We start from the raw sequence: 12,100 nt of genomic DNA on the forward strand, positions 1-12,100 counted from the left end.
GCCTCTACTCTGCATAGGCCTCTGGCACGTTGACTCTGAGGCATCCTTGGAGCAATCTGATATCCATCGCTTCAAATTCATGTGGGTCCCCGTCAATATCCATCGTTTCAAGACGGTCTGTATCCAGATGGAGTGTTTCAGCCTTCATGTAATGCACATTTTCGTGCTCAGCAATCGTCCCCCTGAAGGCCGCAATGATGATTTCAATGATTGCCTTCGGATTCGATGGCGTGATGTTGAGGATATGCAGATGGCGGTCGTCGATGCTTGCATGCGGCAGTAATTTTTCAAAGCTGCCGACGGATGAAGTATTCGCTACAATCGTCAATATGGAATCACTCATCACTTTTTCCGATTCCGTTTCGATTTTCACACGATATGTCTTCATTGTGACGAGCGCACGTAATCCGGCGTAGAGATAGGCGAAGATGCCGAAGCGATTCTTAGCGGTCGAGCCCACGCGGGTGAAAGATTCCATAAAATCACCGAGCGCGATCAAATAGGCGATATGGCGGTCATTGCCTTTCATGACATCCGCTTCTATAGTCTTCTGGGGCGATTTCAGGTTATTTATGGCCGTATCCATGTCAAGCGGCAGACCCAGTGCGCGGGTGTAATCGTTGACGGTCCCTGCCGGCAGGATGGAAAGCGGTGCATCTGACCCACTCTCCACCATCCCATCGATGATTTCGCCAATCGTACCATCGCCGCCTGCTGACACAATCAGATCGACATCTGATGCAGCCATCGCGATTTCCTTTGCGTCCGATCCATCCGTGTAGTGGATGTCGACTTTATAGCCCTGACTATTCAGTGCATCGAGCACTCGGTATTCGATGGGCGGTTTCTTTTTTTTACCCGAGTTTCTGTTGATGATGACTGCGGCTTTTTTCATATATTACTCCAATCCGGCCATTACAGCCCATTTGATTGCCTATGGTAATCAATATATATGATAGGGTAAAAAGATACGCGGCGCAATGATCAATGCTCGCATTATTTTTTATGTAGTGACTGGCACACTGCTCCATCGCAGGGGCATAGCAGAATATCTTAAAAAGGGACGGCTCCAAACCGTCCCTTTTGCCTTATATCCTTTGAATCTTTTTGGATGCTTCCTTTAGACACATGTCCAACGACCCAATTTTTATTTGCTCAAAATTGATATGCAGCTAGAGAACGTTCCTCATCAGAGAAAGGAAAAGATCGTCTGCACCGTTTCATTTCCATAGAGGATGTATACGCCAAGGCCAATATATATGATCGCCATAATCCATGTGCCGTACTTTTCGATTGTTTCCCCGATCAGCGCAGTACGTGCTATCCTATGCGCTGTAAAGGCCAGCAGAAAGATGAGGATGAGAAGTACTATTAAAGAGACAGCCAGGCCGCCTGCATCGATCGTCACAAAATATGGAACGAACAAACCAATATTATCAGCGCCACAACTTCCGATTATGATCATCACTACTTTTCCCGCTAATCCGTCCAACCCCTTCTTATCCAACTGTGCTGTTGCCTCCGCCTCATCGGAATCACCCACCAGCAAGACCTTTACCCCGAAGTATATCGGTATGAGTCCAAGCAATCCCAAAATCCATTTTTCAGGTATGAAACCGAGCACATAGGCCAAGATGAGACTGACTATGATCAATATCAACGAACCCACATACTGGCCGATATAGATTTGTCTGATCTGCCTGTCCGTCTCTGCCCTGGCAAAAAGATCAGCAGTATTGCGATCAGGTCGATGGCGGTAGCCATGTATAAAACCGCGGCCGTCAATATTGTCTGCAACATGGAAGCACTCCTTCCTTAATCCCATATACCCAGTTGACCGTTGAAACATCCACCCTGTTCCTGGCATGAAAGAAACCCCGGGCATTGCCCGGGGCTTACGTCTAATTTAATATATTCTTATGGACGACGCCCTCTTTGGCTACGACCGTCACCTTGCTGTTATCCTTCAGCGACCCGATATCTTCCAACGGATTGTCTTCCACCAGGATGAAGTCGGCCACAAAATCTTCCTTGATCAGGCCGATGTCCGCATACCCCATGCATTCTGCCGCCGTCTTCGTCGAAGCGACGATCGCATCCATCGGCGTCATGCCGCACTCGACCATCAGTTCCAGCTCCCTTAGGTTGGTGCCGTGCTTGAACACTCCTGCGTCAGTACCCATTGCGATCTTGACGCCTGCCTTATAGGCGCGTGTAAAGCTTTCCTTATGGTATTCGATGACTTCCTCCGACTTTTCGATGGCTGTCTTCGGCATCCCTAGCTCTTCGGCGAATTCGAGGACGGACACCGGCGCCAACAGTGTCGGCACAAGATAGGTGCCCTGATCCTTCATCAATCCGCACACCTCGTCATCCAGGAAGATGCCGTGCTCAATGGAGTGGATGCCCGCTTCCACACATTGCCTGACACCTGCCAGGCCCTGGGCGTGGGCCATGACCTTCACGCCATTCCTGAACTTGGCCTCTTCGACGATGACCTTCAACTCCTCAAGTGAGAACTGGGTGAATTTCGGATGATCCGTCGGGCTCGATACGCCGCCCGTGGCGTGGACTTTAATGATATCCGCCCCGGCCCTCAACATTTCACGCGTCTTCTTCCTGACTTCCTCCACCCCGTCACAAATACCTGCCGGCATGCCGGGATGCGGTTGGAACAGTTCCGTATTGATGCCTGAGTAGTTGTAGCCATCCCCATGGCCCCCTGTGATGGTCAGCGCATTGACACTGATCTGCATGCGCGGGCCGGCCACCAGCCCATCTTCTATGGCACGCTTTAAGCCCAGATCACTGCCGAGTGCATCTCGCACTGTGGTGACGCCGGCATCCAGCGTGCGTTTCAAGTATCCCATCGCCTGGTAGAAATTATAGGAGAATGGCGTGACCAGCCGCTCTTCCATCGGTTTGAACTCGGTCATCATATGGACATGTGTATCAATCATTCCGGGGAGCATGTAACGCCCGCCCCCTTCTATGACTTCCACATCTTTTCCACCACCTTCTGCGTTGATTGCCCTGAACCGTCCGTCTTCCACCAGAACATTTACGTTTTCGATTACTTCAGAACCTGTACCATCGATCAGATTGACATTTTTTATAAGCAGTTTGCTCATCAGTTACACTCCTATTTCATTTTTTTAGATTAGGCTCATGACGAATGTGGCAACGAATATGGACGCTGTCGTGACGGTGATGAATCCACCGATCAGCATCGGGGTGACCAGTTCCTGGAACAGCGTATTCTGATCTTCTATATTGTCCGTTTCACTGCGGGCGACTTCCTCGCAGATCAGATAATCGCCCGGAAAGCCGATCAGCGCCGTCAGCGCGACAGGCACACCCTTATATGGGTGCCACCCGACGAGCTTCGAAGCGAGGAAGCCGCCACCGATGATGCCGACGATGCCAAGTCCCAAAATCATGGCGACCGCCGGGATGTTCGCAACGACATCCTGCGGGGTTATTCCTCCCATCGTCCCGATGATGACGAATATCAATGCCACCATCATGAAGCTGAACGAGTTCGCAGACTCAAGCGCACTTTTCGGCAGCAGATTGAAATTCAATGCCAGAATGCCGAACAGTAGACAGAACAGCGTATAATGGATGCCCGTCAGATCGCCGATGATGACACCGAGCATGCCCAGCAGGAAAATTACGAACAGCTTGATTGTATTGTTCTTCATCAGACTGAAGCGCGATACGCCACGAGCCTCTTCGAAGCCGACATTCTTGTCCTGGGCTGTCCGCTCCCCGGCCATGTATGTACGGCCATACCGTTTCATGAAGGCAGTGGCAAGTGGCATTCCGATGACGCCCTGGAAAGACTGGACGAGCACAGGGACGACGATAAGGCTTGATAATCCAAGGTTCGTCAATGTCTCATTCGTGATAAGCAGCGCCACGACGCCGCCGGATACCGGCCCGACGCCACTTGCTGCGGTTTCAAAGTCAAACACCAACGTAACAAGGCCCAATATAAGCACCAAGGCTCCGACCAGCCCGGAAAGGGCGATCACTACAGCCCGCCACTGCTTCTTCAGGACCGAAAAGCGCATCAACGTACCCATATGTACAATTAATGGTCCGATGAGTATCGCGCCTAAAGCCGGCAAGGTCGACAATTCCAGGATATTTTCTGGAAATACACCGATCCAAGTCAAAATCAAAAATCCCAGCATCGCCGTCATCAACATCGGTATACGTGCCCGCGTCAAGACGGATACCACTTCTCCTAAAGCAATCAAAGCAAACAACATGACAGTCGCAACTATCGGTTCTTCCATCATGACCTCTCACCCCTTACTCCTCTTTGACAGTAGTATACGGGGTATCTTCGATAAATTAAACCCCGTTTTCAGAAAAAAGGAGCAATTCTGACAATGAATACGTTTTCATAGATGGAAGAGAGGGGATCCCCCTCCTCAATAAAGTCATTCGAATGCTTCACGGGCGATGCCGAGTGACCGGAGCATAGCAGTCTTTTTATAATGATGGTCCTCGAATTTCTCCAAAATATCAGAGACGACTTCGACCCCTTCGACGATATAATCTCCCTTATTCAGCATGATGCACTCCGCCCTGGAGCCAGCCACCACATCCGACATTTCGGAGCGGGTCGGAATGCCGGTCTTGACCAAGGATTCCACTACTTGAGTCGCCCATATGACAGGTACGTGGGCTGCTTCGCAGATCCATAGAAGTTCCTCCTGCACTTCACTCAGTCGCTCATAGCCGATTTCAACCGCAAGATCTCCCCGTGCGAGCATGACTCCGAAACGCCTGGCCCCCGCTGCCTTCTGGATGATTTCAGGCAGATTGCGTATACCTTCAGTGGTTTCAATCTTTGCGACCGACGGCAGTTTACGGCGGTCACCTTCGAGTCTTGAAGCCAAGGCTTCTTCTATCACCTCGATATCTCCGGCATCCTTGATGAATGAAAAGGCGATGGCATCTGCGTGGTGTGCAGCGAAATCAAGGTCTGTCTCATCCTTCTTCGTCAGGACCGGGAGTTTGAACTTAAGGTCCGGCAGATTGATGCCTTTCTCGGTCTTGACTTTGACACCGCCCTCTTTGACCGTACGCTCCACTTCACAGATGACCCCATCGTCCGAAATATCGGTTGCCACAGCCTCAATATGTCCATCATCAATCTTTATCTTCTGGCCCTGCTCTATTTTATCGATGACTTCTGGAACTGAAGTGTTGAGCGCAATCTCTATGCCTTTAGGCAGAGTCATCGCAATCTTGTGGGATAACAGGAAGCGCTCCCTTTCCTTTAGTTTTGGATTCCGTTTTGAAGTCAACAGATGCTTGGTGCGTATTTTCGGTCCGCTGATATCCATCAAGATGCGGCACTGCCTGCCAGTCTTCTTCTCAGCACGCCGGATATTCTCAATCATGCCGAGCCATACATCTTCTGTGTCGTGTGCACAGTTGATCCGTGCCATATCCATGCCAGCTTCGACCAGACTCAGTACAAGGCTGTAATCAGCTCCGGCCTCAGACGGCATGGTTACAAGAATACGGGTGTCCCGTCCTTCTTCTCCTCCGAACAATTGCACTGTATTCTCCTTCAGAGCCTGATTGCGCTCCAAAAATGAGGAAGACGTCCGGTAGTCGATATCACCGACATCTTGATCGGCAATGAATCCGAGTGTCCGCACGACCGCATTCAGCGTGCCCATCACATCCGCCTCCAATCTGCCCAGGGAAGAGACGCCCCATGGTATGAGCGATTGCTGCAGCGCACGCCGATCATATTTCCTGAATGCCATATAATATGCAAGGTTGCGGGCACTCATCTCATATTCCGGCCGCATCGTTGCTGTATGCCATCTATCAAAAAGGATCTCCCCTTCTTCTTTGACTTGTGTGCGGATCACCATCACTTCTTCCAATAAGGATTTTGCCTTGTTCCTATCCATACTCATCACCTCTCGATTATTAATTCGTTTTTATCTGTATACCCTTCAATGGATATAAAAATGCTCCCCCAGTAGATTCTGGAAGGAGCTTTAAATGCCACGTTTAAAAAATAGGTACAGAAGTTCAAAGAAGCCGATATGAAAAATGACCCATAGCAGAAATCCGATGTGCCCCTCCAGGTTAATGTACTGGACTGCCGCTTGCGGCAATATGAAGTAGAGCAGTACTGTAGACGCCCAGGCTATCACCATGGCCGGCATGTAGAGGGATGGACGGTATATATGGAATCCTTTCAGAACGGTCGCGAGAACGATGGAGACAACGAGATGAATTGCGACCTCCACTAACAGATGCAATTCACCACCATACAAGAAATCAATGTTCAACAACAACGTCATTAATTCTATCTCCGTGCTGAACTCGACATAGGCGCATGCAAGAAAAAGCAGAACGCCAGACGCGATGCCTGCAACCAAACCTGAAACAATAATTTTCTTCATGGTCAATGTCCTCTGATTTATAAAATTAATTCAATTCGACATCTCTATTGTAGCATAGCGTAACTGTGATTTTAAGACTGGCAATTGAAGCCAAACCGATATATGATGAATGTCGAGATAAAGGAGGGTTTTCTTGAAAAATCTATCATTTGAAGAAGAAGCGCACCACCTTACCTTCATCACCAGCTTCCTGAAGGTATTTCATGCCGACTTAAAAAGGAGACAGGATGCGGTGTCACAAGGCATACTCGACACACGTCAAGACATCAACGAGAATATATCCAACGTCGTTGACTTCGCAGACGGCAACGTCATGGAATTCGTCCAGATGCTGCCTGAAATCAGAAGGACTGAAATGAATTTCAACTATATCCATACAATGCTTGAACGGACTAAACGAATGCTGCCGAAACCTTACTTCGGAAAAATCGTCGTTGATGGAGAACCGCTCTACATCGGTACCGGAACCATCAAGGACCGCGATGACGACATACTGATATACGACTGGCGCACGCCTGTTGCGGGCCTGTTCTATGAAAATACGACCGGGGACCTCGACTACATCATCCCGGATGGCAGCCGGATCGACGCCACCGTCACCGAGCGTCGCCAGTTCATCATAGAAGATGGCACGCTAATCAACATGTTCGACAGCGACATGTATATCGGAGATGAAATACTGCAGCAGATGATTACCGATTCCTCGCAATCCAAACTGAAAAATATCGTCTCCACCATCCAACAGGAGCAAAATGATGTCATCCGCCTGCCGCTATCGCAGGATACCCTCGTCTATGGACCCCCAGGCAGCGGCAAAACTTCTCTTGCGATGCAGCGGATCGCCTTTTTGCTCTACCAGCATAAAAACAAACTTGATCCTGAAAATATTCTGTTGGTATCACCTAATGAAGTATTCAATGATTACCTCTCTGATGTGCTGCCTGAACTGGGTGAGAACCATGTGAAGAACATGACATTCTATCGCCTCATCAGCCGTTTCCCCTATTTCGGCGGCCGGCAGTTCGAAACAGTCTATGAAAATATCAGGCGGTTGCGGGAGACTGATGAAGGCCATGACATCTATGCCTATAAAAATTCCCTGCGCTACTTTGAATCACTGCACCGCTTCATGAACCGACTTCATGAGACCGGTATGGAATTTCGGGAGCTGAAGGGGGAAGATGGCATATTCTTCACAAAAGAACAGCTGCATCATCTCTTCTATAACGACTTGGGCCACCATCCGATCAGCCGCCGCCTGTCCCTGATCCGCGAGCGGCTTTTGAACCTCTACACTGAAAGGGTGGCAAGCCTGACGAACGAGCGCTTTGAAGCATTGCTGTCAGACAACCAGTATATCGGGGAGCGCCACGAGCTTAAAAACGAGGCGCATCAATACGCCAAAGCCCAGCTTAAAATCGTACACCGTCAAATTTCGCTCTACCGCTTCGTCCACTTCGAAAAGCTGTACGTCAACTCCATCGAAGAAAAGGCATTCCGCAATCCGACGATCCGATCGATCAAGGAAAACCATTTTAAATATGAAGATATTGCACCGCTGCTCTACATGTTCATCCGACTGCTCGGCCGCGCTGATAAAAAGATCCAGCATGTTCTTGTAGACGAAGTACAGGACTATTCCAACATTCAGTACTATGTCCTACGTCATTTCTATAGGAATGCTACATTCACGAGCCTCGGCGACCCGAACCAGCAAATCCACCCGGGACGAAAAGATGCACTCGTCGCCAAGAATCACGCTAAAAAGGCTCTTGAACGGTCATATCGTTCGACCAATCAGATTAATGCTTTCTTGAACACTCTAATACCAGATTCCATACAGTCGGCCTCAATTGACGGTGCGCCCGTCCATCATGTTGAGACGACGGATGAACTTGCGAGTGTCCGCAGCATCCTACAGTCCGATTCACATCCTCAAGTGGCTATCATCACCCCTTCCAGGGAATCGGCGGATGCATGGTTCGAACAGTTGAAGGATGATTTCCCGGACCTTAAAAACCTCGGGGAGACGGATACCCTCTATAACCAGTCGTTCATCATCCTACCCTACTATCTATCAAAGGGATTCGAGTATAATACGGTGATTCTGACGGATGCTTCAAGCTATAAGGACTCTGTGCATATCCTCTACGTTCTGGCGTCACGGGCGACGCGCCATTTATATTTGATGAATTCCGACTGAAATAATAAGAATTGAGTAATTCCTACTTTACAAGTAGGGATTAATTGTTTATGATGACAATACTCATATCGAAAGGAGATTCCTCAATTGAATCTGTTATTGGTCATCATAAATCTAGTTGTATTCCTATCATTGATCGGTGCTTTAGTCATAATGAAGCAAAAGAAAATAAAGTTTTCCTATCGCGTGATGCTCGGCCTGTTGGTCGGACTCGTATTCGGTGCTGCGCTGCAGCTCATCTACGGTACTGATAATATCATCATCACCCACACGATGGACTGGGTAGCAATTGTCGGTAGCGGCTTCGTCAGACTGCTCCAAATGATCGTCATGCCGCTTGTATTCATCTCCATACTTGGTGCGTTCGCCAAAATGGACATGAAGGAGAAATTCCTTAAATCAGGCATCAAAATCATTGCCCTATTGCTCGGAACGACAGCAATAGCCGCCACCATCGGCGTCTCTTCTGCGCTCATCTTCGATTTGGACGCATCCAACTTCAACCTAGGCGAAGAGGAGAACAACCGCTCCATCGCACTCGAGTCGACTGCGTCTGAAATTGAAGGGCAGACACTGCCAGATCAACTGCTGTCCTTGCTGCCTGCCAATCCTTTCCTTGACTTCACAGGGGAACGGGCGACTTCCACTATTGCAGTCGTATTTTTCGCCGTATTCATGGGCGTCAGCCTCATCCGCCTCATGGATCGGGATCAGGAAAATGGAGAGAAGATACGCAGCGGCATCATCGCCGTCAATGGATGGGTCATGCAGCTCGTAAAAATCATCATCGCACTGACGCCTTATGGCGTATTGGCATTGATGACATCCACCGTTGCCACTTCAGACTTCGCCGCCATATACGATCTGGGTCTGTTCGTCGTCGCTTCCTATGCGGCACTTATAATAATGTACCTTGTCCATCTTGGCCTGATTGCCTTGACGGGACTCAACCCTGTACAATATTTGAAGAAGACGCTCGAGACGCTGATCTTTGCCTTCACTTCACGTTCAAGCGCTGGTACATTGCCGCTTAACATACAAACACAACGGACACGTCTTGGCGTCCCGGCAAGTATTGCGAACTTCTCTGGCAGCTTCGGCCTATCCATCGGCCAGAATGGCTGTGCCGGGGTATATCCAGCGATGCTCGGCATCATGATCGCACCAGCAGCAGGGGTTGAGATCAACGCGCAGTTCATCGTAACACTGATTGCTGTTACAGTGATCGCTTCGCTAGGCATTGCTGGTGTTGGCGGTGGTGCGACATTTGCTGCCATCATCGTATTATCTACAATGAACCTGCCGATTGCCCTTGCCGCCGTCCTGATTTCCGTCGAGCCACTTATCGACATGGGTAGGACAGCACTCAACGTCAGCGGCTCCATGACGGCCGGCACCATCACCGCGCAGACAAACGGCTCATTGGACAAAGATGTCTTCGATGATCCGCACCTTGATGAATTGACTGCAGAAACTTAAGGACCGATGGATGTTCCGCCGAAATTCCATCAGTATTTAAAATGAATCTGCAACTTCAAATAAATCCCCCCGACCAGACTGGTCGGGGGGATTTATGCTGCTTAAGGCTTTTTTCCAAGCCCGATCAGTTTCGGGATCTGATCTTATATATACGCCATAATCAGTTCAAATGTATTCCTTATGGCATCCGTATGTGTGCGTTCCATGCCATGACTGCTTGCAACACCCGGCCCGATCAGTGCACCTTTGATGTTTGCGCCAGCGCGTAGGGCTGCAGAAGCATCACTGCCGTACATCGGATAAATATCGACAGCATAATTGAGCTTCTTATTTTTCGCATGATTAATCAAGTCTGTAGTCATCCCGTAATCGTAAGGTCCAGAGGAGTCTTTGGCGCAGATGGAGACATCGAACTCTGTGCATTCAAGATCCAGTCCAATACATCCCATATCGACTGCGAGAAGTTCTGTGATGTCTTCTGGTATCCATGCTGCCCCATGACCGACTTCCTCATAGGTGGAGAATATGAATTTCAAGTTCGTGGCAGGTACAATATCTTCTGTCTTGAGAGCCTTCAGCACACTGACCAGGATAGCGACGGATGCTTTATCATCGAGGAACCTGGATTTTACAAATCCTGAATCGGTAACGACGACTTTCGGGTCATAGGCAATGATATCCCCATTCTGGATACCCAACTCTTTTACATCTTCTTTACTGCTAACGCGCTCATCCAGCTTTACAATGAGACTATCGATATCACGCTCTTTAGTCGCTGCATCTTTATAGACGTGGATCGATGGCGATTTGGATAGGATTGTACCTGTGAATACTTTGTCATCACGTGTAATGATGTCGCAGTATTCACCATCAAGCGTTGGTGTAAGCGGTCCGCCGATCTTAGTCAGGGACAGTGTACCGTCATCATTGATGGAACGTACCATCAGTCCGAGGGTATCGATATGGGCACTGAGCCCACGAGTGCGTTTAGTATCCTGACCTGCAACGCTGACAATCAGGTTGCCCTTAGGCGTCGTTTCCGTATCATAGCCGACTGCTTCAAGTGTCTCACGCACGTAATCCACCGCATGACTGGTATACCCTGACGGGCTATTGATCGACAGCAGTTCTGTCAGAAAGGAAATTGTCTCTTCTTTTTTAAACATATGATTATGTATGAACAAAGTTCACTTTGTTCATATCCTCCCCTCTATATTGTATAAACTTCGACAATTAGAATTTTACCATACTCTGAACCTCTGAGTCGGGTGATTACAAAACATGGATCATCGGTCTATTGTAGTCCCCTTCATCTAATGCGGCCATCCACATCTGCTGATGTAATCTTCAGCCACTTTATAGAAGGCGTTCCATGTACACCATCAAGTCCTCTGATATAATGAAGTAAACTAAAGGAGATTTTCCATGAAATCAATCGCTCCATTCCTCATGTTCCAAGGCAGTGCCGAAGCGGCTATGCGCTACTACGAGGAGACCTTCAAGGATGCACAGATACGCATGCTGACCCACTACGGGGAGGATGCACCTGAAATGGCTGATAAAGTGATGCAGGGTGCCATCCAGATACAAGGCCAACTGATCATGGTGATGGATAGCCAAACACCTGCAGAATTCACCTTCACCCCAAGCATGTCATTTTTTATCGAATGCATGTCTCCTGATGAAATCAATCTCTATTACAGAAAGCTTAAAAAGAAAGGCGCCATACACATGCCTTTGGATGAATACGGATTTTCCAGACAATTCGCCTGGATACAGGATCAGTTTGGCGTCACATGGCAGCTCAATTTATCATAGTGAACACAAAAAAGGCCGTCCCTCTTCTTTGATTTGACCCCCTCCAGGTTTACAGATGAAATAAAACATCTGTAAACCTGGAGGGGGTTCTTTTATGACTGACAAATATTATTCATTTGAAGAAAAGCTGAAAATGATTCAGGAATTGAGGGTA

9 protein-coding genes and 1 pseudogene are annotated in these 12,100 nt (G+C 48.6%); 3 read left to right on the plus strand and 7 right to left on the minus strand.

From position 1 onward, the window contains the following. Positions 1-4 precede the first annotated feature (4 nt). The 6 genes and pseudogenes from ABD734_RS04500 to ABD734_RS04525 all read right to left on the minus strand — a co-directional run bounded on the left by ABD734_RS04500 (position 5) and on the right by ABD734_RS04525 (position 6,446). Positions 5-895: a diacylglycerol/lipid kinase family protein gene (locus tag ABD734_RS04500; RefSeq protein ID WP_344701823.1), complete on the minus strand. Its 891-nt coding sequence runs from the start codon at positions 893-895 to the stop codon at positions 5-7. 294 nt (positions 896-1,189) lie between these two features. Continuing rightward, positions 1,190-1,800, minus strand: a pseudogene (locus tag ABD734_RS04505) (CadD family cadmium resistance transporter). A 101-nt stretch (positions 1,801-1,901) separates the two neighbouring features. Beyond that, positions 1,902-3,131: a metal-dependent hydrolase family protein gene (locus tag ABD734_RS04510; protein ID WP_344701825.1), complete on the minus strand. Its 1,230-nt coding sequence runs from the start codon at positions 3,129-3,131 to the stop codon at positions 1,902-1,904. A gap of 24 nt (positions 3,132-3,155) precedes the next feature. Then, positions 3,156-4,307: a hypothetical protein gene (locus tag ABD734_RS04515; protein WP_344701827.1), complete on the minus strand. Its 1,152-nt coding sequence runs from the start codon at positions 4,305-4,307 to the stop codon at positions 3,156-3,158. A 144-nt stretch (positions 4,308-4,451) separates the two neighbouring features. Next, positions 4,452-5,945 carry a pyruvate kinase gene (locus tag ABD734_RS04520; protein ID WP_344701829.1) on the minus strand — a complete coding sequence of 498 codons (1,494 nt, stop codon included), beginning with the start codon at positions 5,943-5,945 and terminating at the stop codon, positions 4,452-4,454. 90 nt (positions 5,946-6,035) lie between these two features. Continuing rightward, entirely contained in the window at positions 6,036-6,446 is a 411-nt protein-coding gene (locus tag ABD734_RS04525; protein WP_344701831.1) for a hypothetical protein, read from the minus strand. 133 nt (positions 6,447-6,579) lie between these two features. On the opposite strand from ABD734_RS04525, the gene ABD734_RS04530 reads away from it, so the two are divergent. Continuing rightward, positions 6,580-8,649, plus strand: a complete 2,070-nt coding sequence (locus ABD734_RS04530) for a HelD family protein (protein ID WP_344701833.1) — start codon at positions 6,580-6,582, stop codon at positions 8,647-8,649. 87 nt (positions 8,650-8,736) lie between these two features. After that, positions 8,737-10,128, plus strand: a complete 1,392-nt coding sequence (locus ABD734_RS04535; RefSeq protein WP_344701835.1) for an L-cystine transporter — start codon at positions 8,737-8,739, stop codon at positions 10,126-10,128. Positions 10,129-10,271: 143 nt separating this feature from the next. On the opposite strand, the gene ABD734_RS04540 is transcribed toward ABD734_RS04535, so the two are convergent. Continuing rightward, entirely contained in the window at positions 10,272-11,294 is a 1,023-nt protein-coding gene (locus tag ABD734_RS04540; RefSeq protein ID WP_344701845.1) for a M42 family metallopeptidase, read from the minus strand. Between the two features lie 259 nt (positions 11,295-11,553). Here ABD734_RS04540 and ABD734_RS04545 point away from each other — a divergent pair, with 259 nt between their 5' ends. Further along, complete coding sequence (locus ABD734_RS04545; protein ID WP_344701837.1) at positions 11,554-11,946, plus strand: VOC family protein; 393 nt, start codon at positions 11,554-11,556, stop codon at positions 11,944-11,946. Positions 11,947-12,100: the final 154 nt, after the last annotated feature.

The sequence above is a fragment of the Salinicoccus jeotgali genome, from assembly GCF_039538805.1.
In the GTDB taxonomy this organism is placed as follows: domain Bacteria; phylum Bacillota; class Bacilli; order Staphylococcales; family Salinicoccaceae; genus Salinicoccus; species Salinicoccus jeotgali.